Origin of the sequence: Blastomonas sp. AAP25 (genome assembly GCF_001295965.1) — a bacterium.
Classification (GTDB): Bacteria; Pseudomonadota; Alphaproteobacteria; order Sphingomonadales; family Sphingomonadaceae; genus Blastomonas; species Blastomonas fulva.
Genome location: NZ_LJHP01000005.1, coordinates 562,613 through 586,996, shown reverse-complemented (window position 1 = coordinate 586,996; position 24,384 = coordinate 562,613). Strand labels below are relative to the sequence as shown.

The following is a 24,384-nucleotide window of genomic DNA, read 5'->3' as shown; positions in this document are numbered from 1 at the left end:
TTTCAGCTATACGGGTCGGTTCGGCTTTGGGACGCTCAGAACATGCTTTCCGGGATGATGATGACATCGCCCGGCTGGAGCAGAACATTGGCGCGGCTGTCGCCCTTCTTGATGAGGTCGCCCAGCTTGATCGGATATTCCTGCTGGCGGCCCGACACCTTGTCGAAACGGACCAGCTTGGCGCGGTTACCCGCTGCGAATTCGGACAGGCCGCCCACCGCGATCATCGCATCGAGCAAGGTCATGTTCGCGCGATAGGGAATCGAGGCGGGCTTTTCGGTCGCACCAACGATCCGCACCTGCTGCGAGAAGGTGCCGGCAAAGCTGTTGACGATCACCGACACGATCGGCTCCTGGATGAACTGCGATAGTTGGAGTTTGATATCCTCGGCCAGCATCGTCGGGGTCTTGCCCACGGCGGGCATATCGGTGATCAGCGGCGTGGTGATGCGGCCATCGGGGCGCACCTGCACCTTGGCGCCCAACTCGGGATTGCGCCACACGAACACGGTGAGCTCGTCGAGCGGACCGATGATATATTCCTCGCCCGGACCATCGGACAGCGAGACGAACGATGCCGGAGGCAGCTGCGGCCCGCTGGCGCTCGAGGCGCAACCGGCCAGCAAGGCGGTGGCCGCCAGAGCCGCGATTCCCATTTTCAACAGACGGAACAATCCCATGTCAGCACCTTTTTCATCGCCCCGCGAATCCCCTTTCCGTCGCATGGACGAAAGGCCGGGTTCACGCAGATTGGGCTCAGCTATGACGAAAAAGGGTGAACATAGCGTTAGTGTTTGATGGTGAAGGCGTTTTTACATTGAGGGTGTGACCTAAGGCACGCTGGCGACACTACGGACCCAACCCGCCCTCGAATGGTCCGCTCCTAACCACCCCCGCTCAGCCTGAGCCTGTAGAAGGCCACGCGAAGCCGCTCCGTTTCCATCGCCGTCATTCCCGCGAACGCGGGAATCTCGCTTTTAACCTACCCGTCACAAAGAAAGCGGGACCCCCGCGTACGCGGGGGTGACGTGTCTCTTGGACGAACCTTAGCGCGGGGCCTTCGACAAGCTCAGCTGAGCGGATGAGAGTGGCGGGCTTGGCGCAATCCAGAAACAAAACTGACTTTCAGGAAACGACCACTTTGCTGACAGGTAACTTTCACATAAGATCTGCAGGTATGGCGAGAACCAGAACGCTCCCCCTCTTGATGATGGCATTCGGCTTGGTGAACTGCGGCGGCGGTGACACGAGCAATCAAACATCCCTGTCACGGAACGTGGCGCTCGCTGAATCTATAGAAAAGCAAGTGTTAACCCGTCATGCTAATTTTGATCTACGGCGCTATGCCCGCTTTTACACTCAAGACGATACCGGCAATGTAGAAGGAACTTACTTTTTCCCAGGCATCGGCGGTATGCCGTCGAAGTGGGAAAGAGGCAAATCGTATTGGGTAGAGGCGAACGAAGTCCCAGCAGTGAATGACGGCGGCTGTGCGGTTATCAGCCTGCTCTACAATGTCCCCAGCGAAACGCTTGTCTTTGTATCTTGTAATGGAGATGCATAGCGACGTCCGCTTTCCACCGATTCCGGCCTTCAATGCGTGATGGCGAGTCTCCTGAAACCAAGACGCCACTACACGCTCAAACCCATCACCCCCGCCGCTTTGCCAGGAACCGCGCCCAGCCCCGCGACCACTTGTTGAACACCTTCGCCTCATCCGAGGCGAAGGCCGCCGCCTTGATGTGCTCGGACCGGTTGGGATAGGGCACGATCAGGCTGGCGACGCCGAAGGTCGAGGATTTGCCCGCGATCATCATCGCGATGGGCAGGATGAGGTCTCCCGCGCCGCGGCCAACCACGGTGCCGCCGATAACCTTGCTGCCCTTCTTGACCAGTTTGACGAAGCCGGTGACTTCGCGCTCGGTCACCGCGCGGTCGTTGTGGTCGAAGTCCTCGCGCCAGACGGTGATTTTGTCGCCGTGCGCCTTGCGCGCCTCGTCCTCGGTCATGCCAACCTGCGCGAGTTCGGGGTCGGTGTACGTGACCCAGGGCAGCGCGGAATAATTGGCCTTGGTCGGCACCCCCAGGCTGATCTCGAGCGCGACATTGCCGCCCTCATAACCGCTGGCATGGGTGAAGCGTGGGCCATCGCGGCAATCGCCGATGGCGTAGATGTGTTTCGCGCTGGTCCGCCGCCGGGCATCGACCAGGATGCCCTTCTTGTCGTATTTGACGCCAGCGGCCTCAAGCCCCAGCCCGTCGAAGTTGACCTCGCGCCCGGTGGCGATCAGCAGATGCGTGCCGGTGATCGTGCGTCCATCCTTGAGCGTCAGCGTAAGGCCTTGGTCAGTCTTGGCCACCGCATCGGCCTCGGCATCATGGATCAGCTCGATCCCCTCGCCGGTCAGCCGGTCGATCACGATCTTGGCGGCGTCACTGTCATCCTTGGGGAACGGACGCCCCTTGGTGGCGACCACGACCTCCGAGCCCAGCCGCCGGAACGCCTGCGCCATCTCCATGCCGATCGGCCCGCCGCCCAGCACGATCAGCCGCTGCGGCAGTTCGGTCAGGTCCCAGACGTTGTGGTTGGTGAGGTACGGCACCGCATCCAGCCCCTTGATCGGCGGGACGTACGCGCGGCTGCCCACCGCGATGACGATGCGCGGCGCGGTGTAGGTCGTGCCACCTACCACCACGCTCCTGGGCCCGGTAAAGGTCGCATCGCCGCGCACGACTTCCACGCCCATGCCTTCGAAGCGTTCGACGCTGTCGTGCGGTTCGATGGTCTTGATCGCCTGATGCACCGCTGCGTGCACCGCGCGGAAATCGACCTTGGGCTCGACCGAGGCCATGCCGAACTCGGCGGCGTTGCGCATGTCGTGCGCGCGGTGCGCGGCGGAGATCAACGCCTTGCTGGGCACGCAGCCGGTGTTGAGGCAATCGCCCCCCATCGCCGCGCGCTCGATCAGCAGCGGCTTCAGCCCGAACATCGCCAGCCCGCCCGAGCAGACCAGCCCGGCAGACCCTGCCCCAATGACGATCACGTCGTGCGAATATTTCATAGACCCCGTTTCGATGAAACAATGCGGCTGGTTACGGCGAATTCTTCTCGCTAGACCATGTGCGCCAGATCAGAGGGAATCCAGCATGAATCTCGAAAATTCGCGTGAATATTACGGCAAGGTGCTGTCCGAGTCCGCCGACCTGCGCACCGATGCGTGCACCACCGCCGAACGCCCGCCGCTCGCGGTGATCAAGGCGCTGGCCAATGTCCATGCGGATGTGAAGGCGCGCTATTATGGCTGCGGGCTGATCGCGCCGTCGGCGATTGCCGGCGCGCGGATCCTCGATCTCGGCTCGGGCTCGGGCCAGGATGCGTATATCCTCGCGCAGTTGGTAGGCGAACACGGCGAGGTCGTCGGCGTCGATGCGACTCCCGAACAGCTCGCCATCGCCAACGCGCATCTTGAATGGCACCGCGAGACCTTCGGCTATGCCAAGTCGAACGTGCGCTTTGTCGAGGGCGACATTGAAAAGCTCGATGAGCTCGATCTGGAACCGGGCAGCTTCGACATCATCGTCTCCAACTGCGTGATCAATCTGGTTGGCGACAAGGCCAAGGTGTTCGCCGATGCGCACCGGCTGCTCAAGCCCGGCGGCGAGATGTATTTCTCCGATGTCTATTCGAGCCGGCGGGTGCCGCAGCATCTGCTGACCGATCCGGTGCTCCACGGCGAGTGCCTGTCGGGCGCGCTCTATTGGGGCGATTTCCTCAAGCTCTCCAAGGCCGCCGGTTTCACCGATCCGCGTCTGGTCAAGGACCGCCCGCTGGGCATCGGCGATCCGCGCATTGCCGACATGCTCGACGGGATCGATTTCTTCTCGGCCACCTACCGGCTGTTCAAGCTCGACGACCTCGAGCCCGAGTGCGAGGATTATGGCCAGGCGGTGGTCTATCTGGGCACCGTCGAGGGCGAGGAGCGCGTGTTCACGCTCGACAAGCACCACCTGATCGAGCGCGGGCGGATCTTCCCGATCTGCGGCAACAGCTGGAAGATGCTGAGCGATACGCGCTTTGCCGAGCACTTCCAGTTTATCGGTGACTTCTCGACGCATTACGGCGTGTTCGCAGGCTGCGGAGGCGGGCTGCCCTTCGCGCAGGCTGCGGGCGAGGATGGCTTGGTAGCAGCAGGGTGCTGTTGAGTTCGCTGCTTTTCCCTTTGTCGCTCCCCTCCCCCGCTCAGCCTGAGCGTTTCGAAGGCCCCGCGCGAGGTTTGCGTATCCATCTTCGTCATTCCCGCGCACGCGGGAATCCCGCTCCTACTTTCGTGCGGTTCACAAGCGGGACCCTTGCCTTCGCGGGGGTGACGAGGAAGGTGGCCGGACCGAATGCGCGGGGCCTTCGACACGCTCAGGCTGAGCGGAGGTGGTTTGGGGCTGCCGGACTGGAGCACCCATGCACATCTTCCTGACCGGGGCGACCGGACTGGTCGGCGGGGCGCTGGCAGGCGCGCTGCTTGATGCCGGGCACCGCGTCACTGCGCTGGTGCGCGGCGAAGGGCGCGATGTGCTCGACATGGATCAGCGCGACCGGATCAGCGAGATCCATGTCCTGCAGGGCGATGTTGCGCTGCCAGGATTCGGCCTGGCCGAGACGCCAAGGGATATCGACCTGCTGGTTCACTGCGCCGCCACGGTCGATTTCGCCGCAGCGGATGCGGTGCATCAGGCGGTCAATGTCGGCGGCACTGCGCACGCCGTCGCGCTGGCGCAGGCGTGGGACTGCCCGCTGCTCCACGTCTCTACCGCTTATGTCTGCGGCCGCGCCGACGGGCTGATCGCCGAGACCGCCGCCAATCCCGCCGCCGATTTCACCAACGGATACGAGGCCAGCAAGGCGCGCGCCGAAGCGCTGGTCGACGCGGCGCGCGCGGCAGGTCTTGCCGCTGCGATCGCGCGCCCGGCGATCATCGTCGGGCGGTTGAGCGACGGCGCGATTGCGCGGATCGACGGCTTCCATCATCTGTTCCGGCTGTTCGGATCGCCACTTCTGGGCGCGGTTCCCGCAGCGAGCGACGCCGCCTTTGCCATCGTGCCGATCTGCCACGTCACCGCCGGGCTGATGGCGATGGTGCAAGGTTTCGCCGCGTTCGACGGCCAGCGGGTGCACCTTGTCGGCGCCGCGCCATTCGCGATGACGGACATGCTGGCGATCGTCGGCGATTATCCCGGCACTGTGCCCGCGACGATCATGCCGCCGCCCGACTATCATGCCAGCGAACGCGACCGGCGGGTGGCGATGGTCCACCGGCGGATCGGCCCGCAATTCTTCGACTATTTTCAGCGCAGCCCGCGTTTTTCCGGGGAGGCGCTCGCCAGGCTGGCCGACATTCCCCCGCCGGTGATCGACGAACCTGCGTTCAGGCGGATGATCGACCACTGCATCCGGGCAGGATTTCTGGACTGGGGCTAATTCGCGTCAGCTGAAGTTGGCAGGCCGTTTCTGCATGAACGCGAACACCGCCTCCATCTGGTTGGGCGTGCGGATGATCTGGTCCTGCAGCACGCTTTCCTCCATCAGGATGGCATCGGTGTCGAGGTCCGGGGCCCGGTTGAACAGGTCCTTGGCGGCGCGCACCGCGTCCGGGTTCTTGGATGCAATGTCGGTGGCGATGGCCATCGCGCGGGCATGGGGATCGACGTCGAGATGCGTCGCAAAGCCGATGCGGCCCGCCTCCTCACCCGAGAACTCGCGGTTGGTGTAAGTGAGCTCGCGCAGCACATCGTCGCGCACGGTGCCGCGCCACAAAGCATAGCCGCCCATGTCGGGGATCAGCCCCCAGCGCATTTCCATCACCGACAGCCGCGCATCGGGCGCGATGATGCGCATGCACGCGCCCGACATGATCTGCAGACCACCGCCGAAACACACCCCGTGCACCGCGGCGATCACCGGCATCGGTAGCTTGCGCCAGCCGAACGCGACCTGCTGGAACTTGTTGGCGTTGCCATAGGTCCTGTCGGTAAGCGCGGCGGGTGCATCCCCGCCCGACCCACCGCCCGACGCGGTGAAGCTTGCCATGTCGAGCCCGGCGCAGAACGAGCGCCCCTCGCCCGACAAGACCACCGCGCGCACGCCGGGTTCGCTGCCCAGACGGTCGATCGCGGCGATGATGCCATCGAACATCGCCGGGTCGAGCGCGTTCATCTTGTCCGCGCGGTTCAGCCGGACATCGGCGACATGGTTTGCGATAGTGATGCTGACCCGGTCGTTCATGAAATGCTCTCTCCCTTGGCGTGCTTCAGCGCCTGTTCCACCAGCGGCAACTGGTCGTTGCCAAAATACATATCGGTGCTTCCCACGAAAATCGAGGGCGAACCATAGCCGCCGCGTGCCACCAATGCGTCGGTGTTGGTGCGCAGCCGGTCCTTGACCGGCTGGCTGTTCGCCGCAGTGATCAGCGCCGCGCCATCCATGCCGATGGCATTGGCGACCGCAGCGACTTCCACCGGGTCATCGAGATTGCGCTGTTCGACGAAATAGGCATGGAAGGCAGCTTCGGCAAAGCGCTCGAGCGCAGCCTGGTCATCCTCCAGCGCGCAGGCGGCACGCATGGCGTGGATGCTCTTGAGTGGGTGCCATGGCGCGGGGAAGTGCAGCTCCACCCCGGTCCATTGCGCCCAGTCGCGCAGGATCTTTCCCATATGCCGGAACTTGGGGCTGCTCGCATTTTCGCGCGCGGCATAGACCGAGGGGTTCGCGGCGTTGAACACCCCGCCGACCAGGATCGGCGTCCACCGGATCGCCGCCCCGTGTCTTGCTGCCAGCGGGCGGATGTTGTGGAACGCGAGATACGTCCACGGGCTGGAGAGGTCGAAGCAGAATTCGATTTGGGCGGTCATGTGGTGACGTTCCTTTCTTGCCCGTTCTCCAGCGAGAGCCGGAGCCCAGGGGTCAGATTAATCGTCCGGTGCACAATCCCGTCTTTCCCGCGAACGCGGGAATGACGCGTTGGCGCCGCCGCATCGCAAAAGCGGGACCCCCGCGTTCGCGGGGGTGACGATTCCAATGCCGTTGCGGAAGAACCGCAGCCCATCACGTCTTGATCCCGAACAATGTCTCGCGCGTCTTCCCATCCGCCTGCGGGTTGCGGTTGATCGCGTCCTTCATCACATTCAGCCCTGCCTGAAGCGCGGGCCGGGCGCGGCACAGCGCATACCAGCGGGCGATGTTGGGATAGTCCGCCAGCGTGATCTCCTGCCGCTTGTGCGTCATGATCCACGGGAAGATCGCCATGTCGGCGATGGTGTATTCGCCTCCCGCGACATACTCCGCCTTCCCCAGCCGCCGGTCGAGCACGCCATAGAGCCGCGCGGTCTCGCGCGCGTAGCGATCGATGGCATAAGGCAGCTTCTCGGGCGCATAGAGCTTGAAATGGCCGTTCTGGCCAAGCATCGGGCCAAGGCCGCCCATCTGCCACATAAGCCATTCGTGCACCCGCGTGCGCCCGCGCAGATCGCCGGGCATGAACAGCCCCGTCTTGTCAGCAAGATAGAGCAGGATCGCCCCGGTCTCGAACACACTGACCGGATCGCCACCGCCGGGCGGGGCATGGTCGACGATCGCAGGAATGCGGTTGTTGGGGCTGATCTCCAGGAACTCGGGCGCGAACTGCTCGCCCGCGCCGATGTTCACCGGCCTGACCGTATAGGGCAGCCCGCATTCCTCGAGCATGATCGATATCTTCCACCCATTGGGGGTGGGCGCATAATACAGGTCGATCATTGCAACAGGGCCTCTCCGCACGGATTCGCATTGCGTCTTGCAACCGATCATAACGCGGCTTGCCGCGCTGTCACCCCCGCGGATGAGGTGCGCACACCAACCGATAGCCCTGGCGCTTGACCGTCTCGATCCGCACCGCGCCGCCCAGCGACGCCAGCCGCTGGCGCAGCTTGAAGATGTGCACCTCGGGGCTGTTGGTGCCCGGATCGAACGCGGTCCGCCAGACCGATCTGAGCAGCACTTCGCGGCTGACCGGCAGCCCGGCATGGCGCGCCAGCACCAGCAGCAGATCGAATTCGCGCGGCATCAGCGGCACGATCTCGCCGCGCCAGCACAGCTGACGCAGACCGGTGTCGAAGCTGAATCCTGCCAGCCGGATGATCCCCTGGGCCGCATCGCGCGCGCGCTGGGCGGCGATCATCCGGGCAGCAAGCTCATAGGGCGCGATCCGCCCCGACACCGCATCGTCCGCGCCGGAGAGGATCAGCCGCGCCCGCGCCTGCGGGGCCTGCACGCCATGGATCAGCAGCGGCGCCAGCCTCGGCGGGGTGTCGTCGAGGAGGCTGCGCACCATCTCGCGGTGACGCGCATCGCACAGCACTGGCGCGATCGGCGATGGTCTGGTCTGGCCATCGGACAGCTCGGCCTGCACGCCAAAGCGCGCCAGCGACTGGGCCAGCATCCGGGCGAGCGGCGTCCATGCGGCACGATCGGCTCCGATCAGCAGCCAGCTGGCCCGCGGACCACAGGCCACGCCCCCCGATCTTGCCAGACATGCATCGTCGCCACGCCACATCGCCCCGCTCCCGCACGGCGTCCGCCTGGACGCCGTGCAGGCGGTTAAAGCGCGTTCATCGCAGGGATGTCAGCGGAACCGCCTCCGAAACGGAGCGACCCTTTGCCTTTGCGTCAGCTGCCGACGGCCTGTCCGGGGGCGTTGACGCCCATGCTGGTGAGGTAGCGCTTCACGTTGCGCGCCGCCTGGCGCAGGCGCTGCTCGTTCTCGACCATCGCGATGCGGACATAGCCTTCGCCGTCCTCGCCATAGCCCACGCCGGGGGCCACCGCGACCTTGGCATGCTGCAGCAACTGCTTGGAAAACTCGAGGGACCCCATGTGCTTCAGCGCAGGCGGCAGCGGCGCCCAGGCGAACATCGATGCGCGCGGCGGCGGGATATCCCACCCTGCCCTGCCGAACGCCTCGACCATCACGTCGCGGCGCTTGTGATAGAGTTCGCGGTTCTTCTGGACGATATCTTGCGGGCCATTGAGCGCCGCGCAGGCCGCCGCCTGGATCGGCGTGAATGCTCCATAATCGAGATAGCTCTTCACCCGGGTCAGCGCCGAGATCAAAGTCTTGTTGCCCACGGCAAAGCCCATGCGCCATCCGGCCATCGAATAGGTCTTCGACATCGAGGTGAATTCGACCGCGACATCCTTGGCCCCGGGAACCTGCAGGATCGAGGGTGTCGGGCAGCCGTCGAAGTACAATTCGCTATAGGCAAGGTCGGACAGCACCCAGACCTTGTTCTCCTTGGCCCAGGCGACCAACCGCTCGTAGAAGGCGAGGTCGACCACTTCGGCGGTGGGGTTGGAGGGATAGCCGACGACCAGCACCGAGGGACGCGGGACGGTGAACGCCATCGCACGATCGAGCGAGCGCCAGTAGTTCTCGTCCGGCGTGGTCGGCACCGAGCGGATCGTCGCGCCGGCGATGATAAAGCCGAAGGTGTGGATCGGATAGCTGGGGTTGGGCGCGAGCACGACATCGCCCGGCGCGGTGATCGCGTTGGCAAGGCTCGAGAGGCCCTCCTTCGACCCCATCGTCACCACGACCTCGGTCTCGGGATCGAGCTCGACATTGAAGCGGCGCGCGTAATAGTTCGCCTGCGCCTTGCGGAGGCCAGGAATGCCCTTGGACTGGCTGTAGCCGTGCGCATCGGGCTTCATCGCGACTTCGCAGAGCTTTTCGATGACATGCGGTGGCGGCGGCAGGTCGGGATTGCCCATGCCCAGATCGATGATGTCCTCTCCGGCCGCTCGCGCCGCGGCCCGCATCGCATTGACTTCGGCAATGACATAGGGGGGCAGGCGTTTTATGCGGTAGAATTCTTCGGACATATCAAATTCGCTTTTCAGTTCTCCGTGAATGGAGCGCGTTCTTTGACGTATGTGCGTGCGCGTGTCGAGCAAAAGCACCGATACGCCAGATCCTCCCTTGCAAGGGGAGGAGTGAGAAGGACTTATCTTTGCGGGCCGGCGCTGCTAGGACACCGGCAAAGAGCAAAAGCGAGAGACGATCATGCCAGGCGATACCGAAATCTCCACCCCGGGACTGCCCACGCTGGAAGAGATGCAGCACTGGACCTGGGTGGTCGGCCGCGCGCAGCAGATGATGCTGGAGCACGCCGCGACCATGGCGCAGCAGACCCCGATCGACATGAGCGCCTTTACCGATCCGGCGGCGTTCCAGTCGCGGCTTCCCGCCTGGATGGGATCGATGCCGCAGGCGATGCTCGATGCGCAGGCCGATATGTGGCGCGATGGCATGACCTTGTGGCAGGGTTTCATCGGCGCAATGACCCCGCCGGCTATGCTCGCCGAAAGCGAAGGCGGACCGCCCAGCACGCCGGGTACCGTGCCCGAGCTGCGCAGCGACCGCCGCTTTGCCGCGCGCCAGTGGCACGACAACCCGGTCTATGCGCTCATCCAGCAGAGCTATCTGATGGTGTCCGAACAGATGCTGCGCATCGCCGACAGCGTCGATGGGCTGGAGCCGCGGCAGAAGGAAAAGATGCGCTTTGCGCTCAAGGGCCTGCTCGACGCATCGAGCCCCGCCAACTTTGCAATGACCAATCCGCTGGTGCTGGAGAAGATGGTCGAGAGCAAGGGCGAGAACCTGCTCAAGGGCCTGGATCACATGCTGTCCGACATGCGCAAGGGCCAGCTCACCCACACCGATCCCGACGCGTTCGAGCTTGGCCGCAACATCGCGGTGACCCCGGGCAAGGTGGTCTATGAAACGCCGCTGTTCCAGCTGATCCAGTACGCGCCCGCCACCGACGAGGTGCTCGAGATTCCGCTGGTGATCTTCCCGCCCTGGATCAACCGCTTCTACATCCTCGATCTCAACCCGCAGAAAAGCTTCGTCAAATGGGCGACCGAACAGGGCATCACCGTGTTCATGGTGTCGTGGAAGTCCGCCGACGAGAGCATGGCCGAGGTGATCTGGGACGATTACGTCAAGGCGCAGATCGAGGCGATCGATGTGGTGCGCGAGGCTCTCGATGTCCGCCAGGTCCACACCATCGGCTATTGCGTCGCGGGCACCACGCTCGCCGCCACGCTGGCGCTGCTGGCCAAGCGCGGCGAGGCCGAGCGCGTCAAGAGCGTGACCTTCTTCACCGCGCAGGTCGATTTCGAAAAGGCGGGCGACCTCACATTGTTCGTCGATGACGAGCAGCTGAAGCTGGTCGATCAGCTGGGCGCCAAGGGGTATCTCGACGGGCGCTACATGGCCGCGACCTTCAACCTGCTGCGCGGGCGCGACCTCATCTGGAACTATGTGATCAACAACTATCTGCTGGGCGAGGACTATCCCCCGTTCGACCTGCTCCACTGGAACGGCGACACCACCAACCTGCCCGCCAAATGGCACAAGTCATACCTCAAGGATCTCTATCGCGACAACCGGCTGGTCCAGCCCGGATCGATGGTCGTCGACGGCACCCCGATCGACCTCAGGCTCATCGAAACCCCCGCGTATATCCAGGCGGGCAAGGAGGACCACATCGCCCCGCTGGAAAGCGTGTGGCGGCTGACCGATCACCTCTCGGGCCCGGTGCGCTTCGTGCTCGCAGGCTCGGGGCATATCGCAGGCGTGGTCAACCCGCCCTCGATGAAGAAGTACCAGTACTGGACCAACGAGGCGCCGGTGAACGGGCTCGAGCATTTCCTCTCGGGCGCGACCGAGACCAAGAGCAGCTGGTGGCCCGACTGGATCGAATGGCTCAAGGCCCATGCCCCCGCCACGGTCAAGGCCAAGGGCGCGCGCGTCCCCGGCAAGGGCAAGCTCAAGGCCATCGAGGATGCACCCGGGCGGTACGTCAAGACGCGCTGACGCGCTTGCAGCATAAGCCATGCTGCGCTAGACATCCTTGACCATCAGGAGCGCGGCCAGCCTGCCAATCCTTGCAGATTTGCACTTTTGTGCAGTGCAACATTTTCCCTTGACGTCACCCCCTCGGATCACTATTGTGCAGTGCAGCATAACGCAGCAGATGAGTGAAACCGACCATGTCCGATCAGAGCAAGACGCCCTCCGCCCCGAATGCGGTCCCGGCCAATGCCGCTGCTGCCAGCGCTGCTCCCGCAGCTGCTCCGGCGGCCAAGGTTGAAGCGCCCAAGGTTCAGGCACCCAATGCCGAGCCCGTCAAGAAGGTGGAGCCTGCCAAGGCGATCGATACCGTGATCGCCAAGGCGCTGGCCCCCGCCGCAAAGCCCGCTGCTGCAGCAAAGGCCCCTGTGGCCGCGCCCGCAACAGCCAAGCCGCAAGCTGCAAAGCCCAAGGCAACCAAGATGGCCAAGCCTGCCGCAAAGACGGCTGCGCCCAAGGCCACGAAGCCGCTGGCAACCAAGCCCAAGGCCGCGCCAGCAAAGTCCGCAGTCGTCCCGTCTCCGGTTGCCGCCAAGGCCGCCGCTCCAGAGAAGAAGAAGGAATCCATCATGACCACCACCGAAACCATCACCGCCGAAACCAAGAAGGCCGCCGAAGCCATGACCGATCGCGTCAAGGCGCTGATGGGCGACATGTCGACCCGCGCCAAGGGTGCCTATGAAAAGGGCACCGAAATGGTTTCGCAGGCGACCGAATTCTCGAAGGGCAACGTTGAAGCCCTAGTCGAATCGGGCAAGATTGCCGCCAAGGGCGCGCAGGAAATGGGCCAGACCTATGCCGAAGACACCAAGAAGGGCTTCGAGGAACTGACCGCCGCGCTCAAGGAAATGACCACCGTCAAGTCGCCGACCGAGTTCATCGAACTGCAGACCAAGCTGGTGAAGAAGAGCTTCGACACCGCGGTCGCGCAGACCTCGAAGAACAGCGAAGCGTTCCTGAAGCTGGCCGGCGACGTGTTCCAGCCGATCTCGAACCGCGTCAGCGTCGCTGTCGACAGCTTCAAGAAGGCCGCGTAACCCTTACGCCCTTTCCCGCTGGAAATTGAAAAAGCCGCTCCGGGCAACCGGGGCGGCTTTTTTTGTTGAGCGCGACCCCGATTGTGGCCACAAAGGGTCGGGCCTACCAGCGTAGAAGGCCTACGCGCGAGGAACCCCATGCTGCACTCAATTTCAGTAGAAAATTATAGAAGCTTTGCAGAATTAGCGAGCGTTGAGCTCAGGCCTCTTACAATTTTACTAGGAAGGAACAGTGCAGGTAAAAGCTCGTTGACCCGTTTATTCCCTCTGCTGAGGCAGTCAATGGAACGGGGAACCTCGGCTCCGATTTTGTGGAACTCAACGTCAGTGGATTTCGGGAAGATTGCTGATGTCATAAACCGTTCGAATCCAAAATCCCCGATGCAAATGTCATTCGAACTTCGCGATGAAAACCTCGCCCGGGTTGGCCGACGATTGCGTCCGGGGCCAACAATAACAAAATTTGGAGAAGACTATCTATCGAATTTGAAATTTACGGCTCGTCTCCGTGCTGGGCCTGATGGTAAGACACATTATGACAGCGCTACCTTATCCATCGATGACCATGACGAGGTTGAAATACGCTTTCATGGCGTCAACGCATCTGTTTTGATTAACGGTCGCAATATACGAAATCGAGGCTACTGGTCGCGTATTGTTTGCAGACCATCGCGACTTTTTCCGCATATATACTTCGCAAATGACGAAGGACAGCCGAGAGGTCTATCAGAGTTTCCTGAGACCCACGAAGCCATTCTAAAACGCGCAAACAACCTAATCGACCTTAGTCAGATTGATGAATGGGATTCGAAAACTCGGCGGCAACTTTGGACAAATCATGGGCTGAATCCTGATATACCACCGGCATTTCCATTTATTTCACGGAAGTATATATTCGAATATATTGATTCATTATCAGCACTGATGCCGTTCAAAAGCTACTCGATTGATCAAATCGAAGAACTATCTGATTTATTGGTTCTTACCTATTTCGGACAGATCATCGAATACGTCGGCTCGGTGGTTCAAGAGGCTATACAAGACTCTTCATATCTCGGACCAGTGCGTGCAAGTGGCAATAGATTTTACCGAGAACAAGAATTATCTGTAGAACGGATTGATGACAAAGGTGAAAATTTAGCGACCTATCTTGGATCACTTTCTGAACGGGAACTTTCGAATTTTAACAAGATATTGTACGATTCTTTTGGAGTCGAAGTACGCGCACATTCTGAGGCCGGCCACCTTAGCATTGAAATTGGCAGGCCTGGAAACGAAAAATATGATAATCTTGCTGATGTTGGGTTTGGCTATTCCCAGGTATTACCGTTGATTGCACAAATTCACAGTGAGACTCGTCGCCAAAACTCACCAGCATGGATGAGAAGCGGCGCAATGCAAATCGCAACGATAGAACAACCGGAGCTGCATTTACACCCAGCCTATCAGGCAAGTCTTGCCGACCTTTTTGTGAGTTCCATTACGACATCTAAAGAACGGGGGAATAAGCCCGTTGTTTTTCTCGAAACTCATAGCGAGTCATTAATCGGTCGCATCGGCGAACTTGTGTGCCTCGGTCAAATCTCACCGAAAGATATTGCGATTCACTTCGTTGACAAAGACGAGATCACCGGAAATTCTAAAGTACGACTCACAGAATTTGATGAAGATGGAATAATCCGCGATTGGCCTGTTGGTTTTTTTTCGGCTCGCTGATGTTCATTGAATTAGATCCTAGCGTAGATGCAGACTTAAGCGCACAAACTGAATCGGCAATCGAATTTGTTGACGATTTGTTGAGTGCACATCGTAACGGTCACTTGATCGCAGTCTTATCACGCAGGCAGGCACTGCAGTTTTCGGATTTAGGTTGGCTTAGCCTAGCCTCCCGAAGAACAGCCTCACACATTTCAAAGCGATTAAATGACTATACGGCGGCCATGGCTTCTGCAGCCAGAAGAATTGTTATTTTATCCCCCAGCGTTCAAAATAATTTTCAATTTGATGGCGGCGTTGTGAGGACATCCTACCGCGTCCTGTCCTCCCAACACTTAACGTGCCAAAAGTTTTTTCTCGCGGAAGGCCGCCGAGACATCGACATCTTAACACTTATTTCAGATGAATACTACAATTATTACTCATATCCCCGAAATTATGTCTTGTTTCGACCACTCATTGGCGGTGGTGGTTCCTGTGGGCAGGTATTAGAAACGGAGTTGATTAGCCCTTGCAAAGGGTATGCAGTTTGCGATCGCGATACGACACTAGATGTTCCCCCATTCAATAAAAACTCGACTGGCGACAAGCTTCACTGCGCCGCAAAGAATCTCGGATTAATTAGAGACGATATAGGAATAAGTGAAGTCTCCCCTTTCTTTGGATTTGGAGTGACTTGGGGGCGAACTATAGAGAATTTTGTTGGTCCAAATTTATTTGGCCTATACCTATCATGCAACATGAGACGGGCTGAGTCCAAGGCGTTTTTTCAGGCCTTTGCAAATTTCCCTAATCTTGATGATGTAGAATTAAGTATCTGGAGAATGCTAAATTTTAAGGATGGCACAAGAAATTTACAGGGCGTATTAGAGTTCTTGAGGAAGAACGTTGGATCGGTTCCACCGAGAATTCTTCAGCGTCTAGAATACATGAGTGATTTGAAATTTCCGGGCGATACATTGGACTGGATAATCTCGAACCAAGCAGCTAATCGTTGGTCACGCCAAATCCGCCAGTCTGTCCTCAAGGATTTCCAGTATGTAAGTTATCTTGAAGGTGTAGCAAGTTTTGCCATCCCGCTTTTGACTTTGGCAGCAGGCGACGCCTCGGCGGCAAGAACTTAGAGCTCACCTCCCAATTCAGTAGTTGGCCGCCAGTTCTCAGAAACTACTGAATTTCTACAACAACAGTGCTAGTTTTGCCTGTCCCCCTCACAACTGCCTCAACGCCTGCGCCGGTCTCGCCGCCAGCACCGGCAGCGATCCCGCGAGCCCCAGCCCGAGCGTCAGCAGCGCGCCGCCGCCCAGCGTCGCCAGCACCACCCACCAGTCGGGCTGCCAGCCGAAGCCGAAGATCTGCGTGATCACATACCAGGCAGCCGTCACCCCCAGTCCCAATGCGACAACCGCCAGCAGCGCCGCGAGAAGCCCGTACTCGAGCGCTTGGGCCGACAAGATCTGCCGCCGCGTTGCGCCCAGCGTCTTGAGGATCACGCTGTCATAGATCCGCGCCTGGCGGCTGGCGGCGATCGCGCCGATTAGCACCGCTATCCCTGAAAGGATCGCGATCGATCCGGCGGCGGCGATGGCGGTGGCGATCTGGGTGAGGATCGTCGAGACCTGCCCGATGACATCGCGCACCTCGATCACCGTGGCCGAGCCGAAGCCCGCGAGCACCGCCTTGGACACCGCGCGCTCCTTGACGTCTGCGTCCGCCATGCCCTTGAGCGAGACGGTCGCGGCAAGGTTGTGCGGTGCATCCCTGAGCGTGTTGGGGCTGAACACCATCACATAGTTGAAGCCCATCGTGTCCCAGTTGATCTGGCGCAGCGAAGCGATTTTCGCGGTGAATTCGCGCCCGAGCAGGCTGACGGTGAGCATGTCGCCGACCTTGAGGTCGAGCGTCTGCGCCATCTCCTTGTCGACCGAAACCAGCGGCGGGCCGTCATAGTTGCTCGGCCACCACGTGCCCTCGATCAGCTCGGAGCCTTCGGGCAGCGTTTCGGCATAGGTGAGGCCGCGCTCGCCGCGCAGCACCCACGCGTTGTCGGGGATGTCCTTCAGGTCGGCGACGCGGATGTTCTTGTAGCCGGTGATCGTCCCGCGCAGCGAGGGTACGGTGTTCACTGCCGCGCCCGGAGCGGCGTTTTCGACCAGCTGGCGGAACTGGTCCGCGCCCGTTACGGGCACATCGAGCACGAACAGATTGGGGGCTTCCTTGGGCACGTTGCGGGTGATCTCGTTGGTGAGGCTGGTCTGGATGCTCGCCAGGATCACGAACAATGTGAGTCCCAGCCCCAAAGCCACCACCAGTTGCCCGGTCTGCGCGCCGGGGCGGTGCAGGTTGGCGAGTGCCAGCCGCAACAGCGGCGCCTTGGGGCGCGGCAGGCGCGAGGCCGTCCAGCGGATCGCCCAGCCGATGCCTGCGAGCATCAGCAGCACCCCGGTCGCCGCCGCCATGAACCAGGCAGAGAACACCGCCTCGCGCGCGGTGACCAGTGCGAGCAGCACGATCGCGGCAATGCCTGCCCCAACCGCGATCAGCGTCGCACGGTCGGGCCAGCGGTTGCCCTCGACCAGCGATCGGAACAGCCCCGCCGCCGGGATGTGCCGCGCGCGCGCCAGCGGCGGCAGCGCGAAGATGAACGCGATCAGCAGGCCGTACACTGCGCTCACCACCAAAGGCAGCGGGTGGATGGCAAAGCCGGGCTTCACCGGCAGGATGTCGCCTGCCGCCGCGATGATCGCAGGCGGGATCAGCGCGCCTGCCACAAGCCCGCCCAGAATGGCGAGCGCCGAGACCGCGAGGATCTGCACCAGATAGATACGCAGGATATCGGCAGAGCCCGCGCCCAGGATCTTGAGCGTGGCGATGCCCTGTCGCTTGGTGGCGAGGTAGGACGCAACGCCGTTGCCCACGCCGATCCCGGCGATCACCAGCGCCGCGAGCCCGACCAGCGAGAGGAACTGCCCCATCCGCTCGATGAACCGCGAGGTGCCCGGCGCGCCGCGATCGCGGTCGCGCATCTCGAGCCCGGCCTCGGGGAACTCGGCCTTGATCCGCTCGATCGACGCCACCAGATCGGCGAGAGGACCGACCTTCACCCGGTATTTGGCCTCGTACATGCTGCCCGGCTGGATCAGCCCGGTGCGCTGGATGCCGAGGTCGGAAACAAGCGCGACGGGGCCGAGCGTGAAGCCCTCGCCCAGCCGGTCGGGCTCATCGGTGATGATGCCGCGGATGGTGAACTGCGCCTCGCCAAAGCGGATTGCGTCGCCGGGCTTGAGGTCGAGCCGATCGGCCAGCCCCGCGCCGATCACTGCGCTTTGCGGATCGAGCGGGCCATAGGTGCCCTGCTGCAGCGTCAGCGTGCCATAGAGCGGATAGTCATAGTCCACCCCCTTCAGCTCGGCGAGGATTGCATCGGGGCCGGTGCCCCCTCCGATATCCGGTGCGCGCGGGCCGGTGCGCTGCGCCATCGCCTGCATGCGCACGGTCTCGGACACGGTGCCTTCGCGCTCGAACGCAGCCAGTTCGGCTTCGCTCGCCATGCGCTGCGACATCGTAGCCTCGAAATCGCCGCCCAGGATCACCTGCCCGCGCTGCGACAGTTCGCCGGTGATCGATGCGGTCAGGCTGCCGATGGTCGCCAACGTCGCGACGCCCAGGAACAGGCAGACGATCAGCAGGCGAAGCCCGCGGAACCGCCCCGACAGGTCACGCCGCGCGATCCGCCAGATCTGCGCCCAGGTCATGCTGCTCCGCCGGCACGGTCGGCGATGATCAGCCCGTCGCGCATCTCGATGACGCGGTTGCAATGGGTTGCCAGGGCAGGATCATGCGTGATGATCAGCAGCGTTGCGCCGCTGGCGCGCTGGCGGCTGAACAGCAGGTCGATGATCGCCTCACCCGTCGCCCCGTCGAGGTTGCCGGTGGGCTCGTCGGCAAAGATGATGTCCGGGCCCGGCGCCATCGCGCGGGCAATCGCCACGCGCTGCTGCTCGCCGCCCGAAAGCTGGCTGGGGTAATGGGTGACGCGGTGGCCCAGCCCGACGGCTTCAAGCTCGCGCGCGGCGGTGCCGAACGGATCGTCGCGGCCTGCCAGCTCAAGCGGCACCGCAACGTTTTCCAGCGCGGTCATCGTTGGCAGCAGATGGAACGCCTGCAGCACTATGCCGATGCGTCCGCGCCGCGCCTTGGCGAGGCCATCCTCGTCCATCGGTCCGAAATCGAGCCCGGCTACGGTCACCTCGCCGCCGGTCGCGCGCTCCAGGCCCGACAGGATCGCCATCAGCGAGGACTTGCCCGATCCCGATGGACCCAGCAGCGCAACCGACTGGCCCAGCGGAATTTCCAGGTCGATGCCCTTCAATATCTGCGTCTGGTTGCCGCTTTCGCCCAGCGAGAGGGTGACATTGCGGGCGGCAATCGCAATATGGGTCCGCGTCGTTGGTGCGTGCATGAAATGAAAGGGCTTTCGCTTTGGGTCGGAACATCATCCTATATGGGGCAGCTTTGGCGCTTGTCTATTGCACTGCGGCATGTTCTGCGTCGTCGGACGAAGCCGCACCGCCGCCTGTCGAAAGCGCCGAGGCACCTGCCACCCCTGCGGCGCTTGCCGCGGACACCAGGCTGGTGATGGCATTCGGCGACAGCCTGTATGCCGGATATGGCGTCAAGCAGGACGAAAGCTTCCCCGCGCAGCTCGAAAAGGCCTTGTCCGCCAAGGGCCTGAAGGTCTCGGTCCGCAATGCCGGCGTCTCGGGCGACACCACGGCGGCGGGATTGCAGCGGCTGGCGTTCGCGCTCGATGGCCTGCCGCGCAAGCCCGATCTCGTGATCCTGGGGCTGGGCGGCAACGACATGCTGCGCGGCATCAGCCCCGACCAGACGCGAAGCAACCTGGATGCGATGCTCAAGGAACTGCAGAAGCGCGATATTGATGTGGTGATGACCGGCATGATCGCCGCGCCCAATCTGGGCCAGGACTATGCAGGGCAGTTCAACCCGATCTTCAGCACGCTCGCACAGCAATATGATGCCGAGCTGTATCCGTTTTTCCTCGACGGGGTGATCACCGATCCCAAGCTTATGCTCCCCGACGGCATTCATCCCAATCCGCAGGGTATCGCCAGGGTTGTCAATCAAATCAGCGACATGGTCGCGGCGGAGCTCAAAGACTGATTTTGTTCGTGTCACGGGTGTGACGGAATGAGTTCAAAATGACGACAGTTTTGCGCGTATCCCAGCAGATTCGGTCATCTGAACGCCGCCATGGAGTCATGCCCGGCAACTAGCTGCCCCCTCGAATTGACAACGAGGGGGTTGCGTCATGATTCTTGCCACACGTTCCGGTGCGCTGCTGCGCTGTTCGATCTCCGTCCTTGCCATGGCAGCAGCGGCGACCGCCATGCCTGTCATGGCGCAAACCGCGCAGGCTGGCGATGAGGCAGAAACCGAGGGCGAGATCATCGTCCAAGGTGCGATCATCACAGCGCAGGGCGAATCGATCGCGCAGAAGCGCAACGCCGACAATCTGATCGACATCTCGGCAGCGGACTCGGTCGGCCGTTTCCCCGACCAGAACAGCGCGGCCGCGCTCTCGCGGCTGCCCGCCGTCGCGGTGCAGCGCGATCAGGGCCAGGAACGCTATATCCAGGTGCGCGGCGCGCCCAACCGCTGGACCTCGGTTAGCATCGACGGGATTCCGATGATCGGCGCCGACGAAGGCGGCCTCACCCGCGCCTATCGCTTCGATGCGGTCCCCGCAGTGATCCTGAGCGCGCTGGCGATCAACAAGTCGCTCACCCCCAATCTCCAGGCAGAGGCGATCGTCGCCAATATCGACCTGCGCACCTTCTCGCCGCTGGCGGGCAAGACCGGTTTCCATGTGCAGGGCGATGTCGGCTATGGCTTGATGGAACTGGGCGATGGCGACCAGCGCCAGGGTTCGTTGCGCGTGTCGTACTCCGACGGCACCTTCGGCATTGTGGCGGGCGCATCGCATTACCGCCGCGAGCAGGTGACGGACAACCGCGAGGTCGGGCTGTATGACAATCCGAGCGACCCCAGAGCCAACGCCGCCACCCAGTTCGGCCCGACCGAGATCGATATCCGTCAATATCGTCTGGTGCGAGAGAACAATGGCCTGTTTGCGGGTCTGGAATATTCGCCGGCCGAGGGTCAGCGGATTTACGCCAAGACCATCTACACCGAGTTCAAGGATGACGAGCAGCGCGATCAGTACGAGATCCGCCTCGACCGCGCGCTCTCGGGCACGCGCAATCTTTCGGGCGGTGATCTAGTTCGTGTGCCGGTGCGCGCCTCGTTCAACCTAGGCAACTACCGCACCCGCAACTTCATCAACACCATCGGCGGCGATTACGAGGAAAACGGCTGGAAGGTGAACTTTGCGGCGAACTACACCCGCACCGAAAACACCACCTTCCTGCCCTTGGTCCAGGCCAGCACCGCGACGGCCACCTCGCCCTCGGTCAACTATGATTTCAGCCGCCCGAATTTCCCGATCGTCCGGCTGTTCCAGACGGTTCCAGGTGCGACGGCAGGCAGTTTCGTGCGCGGCCCGGCGCTGGCCAATTTCGACCAGACCACGATCGTCAACACGAATGCATCGGGTGCCTTGCTGATCCCCATCGTGCAGGACGTGTTCACCGACAGCTTTACGGTGAAGCTGGATGTGGCGAAGGAACTGGGCGATGTGACGTTGACCGGCGGCTTTCTGTATGCCGACCGCGACATCAACGGCTTCCTCTTTTCGACCTCAAACGCGCTTTCGTTGTCGCCTGCCGCGCTGGCCGGCACCGGGCTCAGCTTCAATCCGGCGAGCTATATCACCAACACGCCATGGGATACCGGCTTCCCGCTCGGACTGACGTTCAACTATGTCGACAACACCCGGATGCGCGCCGATCTCGATAACATCTTCGCGACGCTGCAATCGCAGGGCCGCTTCAATCCGGCCAACAATGTGCCTGCCGCAAACCGCTTCGCGCTGAACGAGAAGACGCTGACCGGCTATGGGATGGCCAAGTTCGTGTTTGGCAGCGGTCAGATTGTCGCTGGTGCCCGCGTCGAGCATTTCAAACTGAGCAATCAAGGCCAGGCGCTGATCCCCGCCAACCCGAGAATTCCGGGCTCCGTGGCGGTCTTTCTGCCGCGCTCGGTGCCTCAAGAATACACCGATATCTTCCCGAGCGTGAACGCACGCTTTGACGTGACCGACAATATGGTGTTCCGCGTGTCGGGCCAGCGCGGCATCGCGCGACCCAGTTTTGGCGAAATCCGCGTCGGTTCTGCGATCAACGATACGACGTTGCCTGGCTCGATTGCCGGCGGCAACCCCAATCTGAAGCCCGAATACACCTGGGGGGTCGATGCCAGCATTGAATATTACATCCCTGGCCAGGGCATCCTGTCGGTATCGGCATATCACCGCTGGGTGGAGAATGTGCTGTTCTCAAGCGAGAGCGCGGTGGGCACCAACGAGTTCAACACCAGCGGCATCGACCGGTCTGGCTATCTGCTAACCTCCAGCTTCAACGGGAATTCCGGCGAACTTTATGGCGTGGAGTTCAACTATCAGCAACAGTTCACCTTCCTGCCCTCGCCGCTCGACGGCTTCGGCTTTCAGGGCAATCTTACGCTGATCGAAGGCAGCTTCGATACAGACGCACGCCAGAATATCGGCTTTCCCGGCACATCGGACACCGTCGTCAATGCCTCGCTGTATTACGAGAAATACGGACTATCGGTGCGCGCCAGCTATCAGTGGCGATCCGATTATCTGGAAACGCTGTCGATCGGTACCGGCGGCGGGGTGGCGACCGGGGACGAGTTCCGCGGCGGCTATACCAATGTCGATGTCGCGATCCGCTATGACATCACGCCCAACATCAGCGTGTTTGCGGATCTCAACAACCTGACCGATGCAAAGTATACCGCGTTCCTGGGCACACGCGCCCGCCCGACCGAGGTCGAACAGATCGGCCGCCGCTACCTCGCCGGCATTCGCTTCGGCTTCTGACAGGAGATCATTCGATGCGCTTCAAAGCCTCCCTCGCGCTGGTCCTGCTGACCGGTACCGCCCCTGCCCTCGCGGTCGATACCGTGATGGTCAGCCGCATCGATGCCGAACGCGTCAAGGTCAGCTGGAACGACAGCGATGCCGTCGACATCATCGTCACCGACACGCCGGTGGCGGCGGGTGCGGCCATTCCGGTGGTCAAGGCCAGCCGCAAGCGGGAAGCGGTGGTCGCCATGCCTGCGAACAAGCGCCAGTTCGTCGTGCTGCGCGATGGCGGCGATGGCTCGCTGACGCTGGCGGCGGAGCGCGAGCTGCCGCTGGCCAAAGGATCGAACTTCCGTGATCTGGGCGGGTACAAGGGCGCAGGCGGCAAGACGGTGCGCTGGGGCAAGGTGTTCCGTTCGGGCGCGCTGCCGCTGCTCACCGACGAGGACTACACGCTGCTCGGCGGGTTGAACCTCGGCACCATCGTCGATCTGCGCTCGCTCGAGGAGCGCGAGGTCGCAGGCACGCTACTCGACGATCGCACCGGCGCGCTGTTCGTCTCGAACGACTATTCGCTCAAGCCGCTGATGGCCAACATGGGCAGCATGAAGGGCGAATATGTCTACACCGGCATGGAAAAGCTTCTCGCCCCCCAGTACCGATCTTTGTTCAAGCGGCTGCTCGCCGATGACGGCGCGGTGATGTACCATTGCTCCGCCGGGCAGGACCGCACCGGCATCGCCTCGGCGCTGATCCTCAGCGCGCTGGGCGTCGACCGCGAGACGATCCTGGCGGACTATCACCTTTCGACCCAGCTGCGCCGCCCGCAGAACGAGATGCCGCCGATCGATCCTGCCGATCACCCGACCAACCCGATCGTCCAGTATTACGCTGCCGCCGCCAAGAAGCCCGGCGGGGTCAAGGCCGAGCCGCTCTACTCCGCCTCGGGCAAATCGCACCTGGCGCAGTTCTTCGAGGTGATCGACCGCGATTATGGCGGGGTCGAGGGCTACCTCGCGACGCTGGGGATCACCGCGGTGGATGTTGCCCGGCTGCGGTCGCTGTATCTGGAATAGCCGGGCGAAACCGAGGCGCTGACGGCTAGGCGACAGGCTCTGCCCTGGGTGCATTCGGGGCATGTCCGAGCAACGTTGCGGCGTAGCGCGCGATGTCCTGGGGCCATTGCTGAAGTATGGCCGTGAGATCATCCTCTCGCCCCGCATACAGGGCACGCAATGCCTCCTCGTAACCCGGCATGTCGCCACACGCGGCCTGCATGAAACGATAGGCGGCATCGCGGCGCTGGCGCTCTGTCTGCCCCTTGCCGCGTGCTTCCTCCACCAGGCGTCTGAGCGCCGCGGAGGCACCGCCTGGCTGCTGTGACAACCATTCCCAATGACGCGGCAGAAGCGTTACTTCGCGCGCTTTGACGCCAAGCTTGGGTCGACCGGCGCCCTGCGCCGTGACGGACCGGTAATCGAGATCCGTGATCCGACCGGTCTCATCTTCAAACACCATCACCGCGCCGTCTTGGAGGTGAAGGCTGTCGCGGACAGCCCTCGCCACTTCGTCGCGGTCGCCTGCAGCAATCGCCTTGCCGCCAAGAAAAGCCGTATAACCAGACATGCCGTAAATCTCCCTGGGATTCACAGCCTATTAT

At 62.1% G+C, this 24,384-nt stretch carries 20 protein-coding genes; 10 read left to right on the top strand and 10 right to left on the bottom strand.

What is annotated here, in order from left to right:
- Positions 1-35: 35 nt before the first annotated feature.
- Positions 36-680, bottom strand: coding sequence for an XrtA/PEP-CTERM system exopolysaccharide export protein (locus IP68_RS07465; RefSeq protein ID WP_054134300.1), 645 nt, complete (start codon positions 678-680; stop codon positions 36-38).
- Positions 681-1,096: 416 nt separating this feature from the next.
- On the opposite strand from IP68_RS07465, the gene IP68_RS20170 reads away from it, so the two are divergent.
- A complete protein-coding gene (locus IP68_RS20170) occupies positions 1,097-1,564 on the top strand; it encodes a hypothetical protein (protein ID WP_197275749.1) in 468 nt (155 codons plus the stop codon).
- A gap of 85 nt (positions 1,565-1,649) precedes the next feature.
- On the opposite strand, the gene IP68_RS07460 is transcribed toward IP68_RS20170, so the two are convergent.
- Positions 1,650-3,062 (bottom strand): NAD(P)/FAD-dependent oxidoreductase, encoded by a 1,413-nt coding sequence (locus tag IP68_RS07460; protein ID WP_054134299.1) that lies wholly within the window; start codon positions 3,060-3,062, stop codon positions 1,650-1,652.
- A gap of 85 nt (positions 3,063-3,147) precedes the next feature.
- On the opposite strand from IP68_RS07460, the gene IP68_RS07455 reads away from it, so the two are divergent.
- On the top strand, positions 3,148-4,203 hold the full coding sequence (locus IP68_RS07455; protein WP_054134298.1) for a methyltransferase domain-containing protein: 1,056 nt from the start codon (positions 3,148-3,150) through the stop codon (positions 4,201-4,203).
- A 253-nt stretch (positions 4,204-4,456) separates the two neighbouring features.
- Positions 4,457-5,473: an SDR family oxidoreductase gene (locus tag IP68_RS07450; protein ID WP_054134297.1), complete on the top strand. Its 1,017-nt coding sequence runs from the start codon at positions 4,457-4,459 to the stop codon at positions 5,471-5,473.
- A gap of 6 nt (positions 5,474-5,479) precedes the next feature.
- Here IP68_RS07450 and IP68_RS07445 read toward each other — a convergent pair whose 3' ends face one another.
- The 5 genes from IP68_RS07445 to IP68_RS07425 form a co-directional block, all read right to left on the bottom strand.
- Entirely contained in the window at positions 5,480-6,277 is a 798-nt protein-coding gene (locus tag IP68_RS07445) for a crotonase/enoyl-CoA hydratase family protein (RefSeq protein ID WP_054134296.1), read from the bottom strand.
- Entirely contained in the window at positions 6,274-6,903 is a 630-nt protein-coding gene (locus IP68_RS07440) for a 2-hydroxychromene-2-carboxylate isomerase (RefSeq protein WP_054134295.1), read from the bottom strand. The genes IP68_RS07445 and IP68_RS07440 overlap by 4 nt, the downstream gene beginning before the upstream one ends.
- Before the next feature lie 193 nt (positions 6,904-7,096).
- Positions 7,097-7,786 carry a glutathione binding-like protein gene (locus IP68_RS07435; RefSeq protein WP_054134294.1) on the bottom strand — a complete coding sequence of 230 codons (690 nt, stop codon included), beginning with the start codon at positions 7,784-7,786 and terminating at the stop codon, positions 7,097-7,099.
- A gap of 70 nt (positions 7,787-7,856) precedes the next feature.
- A complete protein-coding gene (locus IP68_RS07430) occupies positions 7,857-8,540 on the bottom strand; it encodes a winged helix-turn-helix domain-containing protein (RefSeq protein ID WP_054134293.1) in 684 nt (227 codons plus the stop codon).
- Between the two features lie 155 nt (positions 8,541-8,695).
- Positions 8,696-9,907, bottom strand: a complete 1,212-nt coding sequence (locus IP68_RS07425) for an LL-diaminopimelate aminotransferase (RefSeq protein ID WP_054134292.1) — start codon at positions 9,905-9,907, stop codon at positions 8,696-8,698.
- A 181-nt stretch (positions 9,908-10,088) separates the two neighbouring features.
- On the opposite strand from IP68_RS07425, the gene IP68_RS07420 reads away from it, so the two are divergent.
- From IP68_RS07420 to IP68_RS20165, 4 genes are all read left to right on the top strand, one after another.
- Positions 10,089-11,906: an alpha/beta hydrolase gene (locus IP68_RS07420; RefSeq protein ID WP_054134291.1), complete on the top strand. Its 1,818-nt coding sequence runs from the start codon at positions 10,089-10,091 to the stop codon at positions 11,904-11,906.
- 176 nt (positions 11,907-12,082) lie between these two features.
- Positions 12,083-12,979, top strand: a complete 897-nt coding sequence (locus IP68_RS07415) for a phasin family protein (protein WP_054134290.1) — start codon at positions 12,083-12,085, stop codon at positions 12,977-12,979.
- Between the two features lie 138 nt (positions 12,980-13,117).
- Positions 13,118-14,695, top strand: a complete 1,578-nt coding sequence (locus tag IP68_RS19730; RefSeq protein ID WP_082382188.1) for a DUF3696 domain-containing protein — start codon at positions 13,118-13,120, stop codon at positions 14,693-14,695.
- Positions 14,695-15,819 (top strand): hypothetical protein, encoded by a 1,125-nt coding sequence (locus IP68_RS20165; protein ID WP_156317964.1) that lies wholly within the window; start codon positions 14,695-14,697, stop codon positions 15,817-15,819. Before IP68_RS19730 ends, IP68_RS20165 begins: the two co-directional genes overlap by 1 nt.
- Positions 15,820-15,906: 87 nt before the next feature.
- Here IP68_RS20165 and IP68_RS07410 read toward each other — a convergent pair whose 3' ends face one another.
- Positions 15,907-18,450 carry an ABC transporter permease gene (locus tag IP68_RS07410; RefSeq protein ID WP_054134289.1) on the bottom strand — a complete coding sequence of 848 codons (2,544 nt, stop codon included), beginning with the start codon at positions 18,448-18,450 and terminating at the stop codon, positions 15,907-15,909.
- Positions 18,447-19,157, bottom strand: a complete 711-nt coding sequence (locus tag IP68_RS07405) for an ABC transporter ATP-binding protein (RefSeq protein ID WP_054134288.1) — start codon at positions 19,155-19,157, stop codon at positions 18,447-18,449. Before IP68_RS07405 ends, IP68_RS07410 begins: the two co-directional genes overlap by 4 nt.
- A 53-nt stretch (positions 19,158-19,210) precedes the next feature.
- On the opposite strand from IP68_RS07405, the gene IP68_RS07400 reads away from it, so the two are divergent.
- The 3 genes from IP68_RS07400 to IP68_RS07390 all read left to right on the top strand — a co-directional run bounded on the left by IP68_RS07400 (position 19,211) and on the right by IP68_RS07390 (position 23,800).
- Entirely contained in the window at positions 19,211-19,879 is a 669-nt protein-coding gene (locus IP68_RS07400; RefSeq protein WP_082382187.1) for an arylesterase, read from the top strand.
- Between the two features lie 148 nt (positions 19,880-20,027).
- Positions 20,028-22,739, top strand: coding sequence for a TonB-dependent receptor (locus IP68_RS07395; RefSeq protein WP_054134286.1), 2,712 nt, complete (start codon positions 20,028-20,030; stop codon positions 22,737-22,739).
- Between the two features lie 14 nt (positions 22,740-22,753).
- The gene (locus tag IP68_RS07390) at positions 22,754-23,800 is read left to right on the top strand and encodes a tyrosine-protein phosphatase (RefSeq protein ID WP_054134285.1); all 1,047 of its coding nucleotides are present in this window, start codon (positions 22,754-22,756) and stop codon (positions 23,798-23,800) included.
- Positions 23,801-23,825: 25 nt separating this feature from the next.
- Here the strand turns inward: IP68_RS07390 and IP68_RS07385 are convergent, their stop codons facing one another.
- A complete protein-coding gene (locus tag IP68_RS07385; protein WP_054134284.1) occupies positions 23,826-24,350 on the bottom strand; it encodes a DUF2239 family protein in 525 nt (174 codons plus the stop codon).
- Between the last annotated feature and the right edge of the window lie 34 nt (positions 24,351-24,384).

Excerpts from the sequence above, each read along its gene's own strand:
- IP68_RS07385 (WP_054134284.1), bottom strand. The coding sequence starts at position 24,350 with ATGTCTGGTTATACGGCTTTTCTTGGCGGCAAGGCGATTGCTGCAGGC.
- IP68_RS07405 (WP_054134288.1), bottom strand. The coding sequence starts at position 19,157 with ATGCACGCACCAACGACGCGGACCCATATTGCGATTGCCGCCCGCAAT.
- IP68_RS07450 (WP_054134297.1), top strand. The coding sequence starts at position 4,457 with ATGCACATCTTCCTGACCGGGGCGACCGGACTGGTCGGCGGGGCGCTG.
- IP68_RS07425 (WP_054134292.1), bottom strand. The coding sequence starts at position 9,907 with ATGTCCGAAGAATTCTACCGCATAAAACGCCTGCCCCCCTATGTCATT.
- IP68_RS07390 (WP_054134285.1), top strand. The coding sequence starts at position 22,754 with ATGCGCTTCAAAGCCTCCCTCGCGCTGGTCCTGCTGACCGGTACCGCC.
- IP68_RS19730 (WP_082382188.1), top strand. The coding sequence starts at position 13,118 with ATGCTGCACTCAATTTCAGTAGAAAATTATAGAAGCTTTGCAGAATTA.
- IP68_RS07415 (WP_054134290.1), top strand. The coding sequence starts at position 12,083 with ATGTCCGATCAGAGCAAGACGCCCTCCGCCCCGAATGCGGTCCCGGCC.
- IP68_RS07455 (WP_054134298.1), top strand. The coding sequence starts at position 3,148 with ATGAATCTCGAAAATTCGCGTGAATATTACGGCAAGGTGCTGTCCGAG.
- IP68_RS07460 (WP_054134299.1), bottom strand. The coding sequence starts at position 3,062 with ATGAAATATTCGCACGACGTGATCGTCATTGGGGCAGGGTCTGCCGGG.
- IP68_RS20165 (WP_156317964.1), top strand. The coding sequence starts at position 14,695 with ATGTTCATTGAATTAGATCCTAGCGTAGATGCAGACTTAAGCGCACAA.
- IP68_RS07440 (WP_054134295.1), bottom strand. The coding sequence starts at position 6,903 with ATGACCGCCCAAATCGAATTCTGCTTCGACCTCTCCAGCCCGTGGACG.
- IP68_RS07410 (WP_054134289.1), bottom strand. The coding sequence starts at position 18,450 with ATGACCTGGGCGCAGATCTGGCGGATCGCGCGGCGTGACCTGTCGGGG.
- IP68_RS07435 (WP_054134294.1), bottom strand. The coding sequence starts at position 7,786 with ATGATCGACCTGTATTATGCGCCCACCCCCAATGGGTGGAAGATATCG.
- IP68_RS07445 (WP_054134296.1), bottom strand. The coding sequence starts at position 6,277 with ATGAACGACCGGGTCAGCATCACTATCGCAAACCATGTCGCCGATGTC.
- IP68_RS07420 (WP_054134291.1), top strand. The coding sequence starts at position 10,089 with ATGCCAGGCGATACCGAAATCTCCACCCCGGGACTGCCCACGCTGGAA.
- IP68_RS07465 (WP_054134300.1), bottom strand. The coding sequence starts at position 680 with ATGGGATTGTTCCGTCTGTTGAAAATGGGAATCGCGGCTCTGGCGGCC.
- IP68_RS07395 (WP_054134286.1), top strand. The coding sequence starts at position 20,028 with ATGATTCTTGCCACACGTTCCGGTGCGCTGCTGCGCTGTTCGATCTCC.